This window comes from Granulicatella sp. HMSC30F09, from assembly GCF_001806915.1.
Lineage (GTDB): Bacteria > Bacillota > Bacilli > Lactobacillales > Aerococcaceae > Granulicatella > Granulicatella adiacens.
Window position 1 is genome coordinate 16,209 of record NZ_KV786426.1, and the last position, 768, is coordinate 16,976.

Sequence of the window (768 nt, forward strand, 5' to 3'; positions counted from 1 at the left end):
AAGAGATGGATTGTTTTCTAAGATATAATCCATAATTCCTTTGGCTGTTATAAAGCTTTCAAAAAGCTTATAATGATTATATTTATAGTTCTAAAGTTCATTAGGATTCTTTAAAATTAACTTCCAATAATGTTTTAACTTTCGATATAATTTAGCGACTTTATAACGATGCTTATTCATGACACGTACCCGAGTTCGATTTAATTCTCTATTTAAGGCTTGTACGATGTGAAACCGATCAATGATAATTTTTGCGTTAGGAAACATTTCTTTTATTAATTGAATGTATGGCAAGTACATGTCGATGGAGATAGTTTTTACTTTTAATCTAGTCTTAGGCTCAAAACGATGAAAATACTTTTTCAAACTGTAAGATTTTCTATCTCGTACAACATCGACTAGCTTGTATGTTGTGCTATCACAAATAATGAAGCTCATATTACTATCAGAAGATTTAACAGATTTAACAGATTTAAATTCATCAAAACACAAATGCTCAGGTAAATCGTGTAATGGTTTAATCGTTAGGAAACGTGCTGTATCATCTATGATACGTCTTACAGTATGAACTGAAACATTTGTTTCTTTTGCGATATATGTTTCAGATACTGTTTCACTTATCTTTGATTTAATTTCATTTTTTAAACGTTTCGAAATATGACAATGTTTTTCTACGATTCGACTAGTATCTGCGGTAAATGAAGAGCCACATTCTCTGCAGAGAAATCTGTGCTTGCGTAGATTTAAGTAGGCCGGTAGGCCTGAAAC

The 768-nt window shown here is 31.1% G+C and carries 1 pseudogene; it reads right to left on the reverse strand.

Features of this window, described 5'->3' with window-relative positions:
- Positions 1 to 768, reverse strand: a pseudogene (locus HMPREF3103_RS09630) (ISL3 family transposase); the annotation flags it as partial.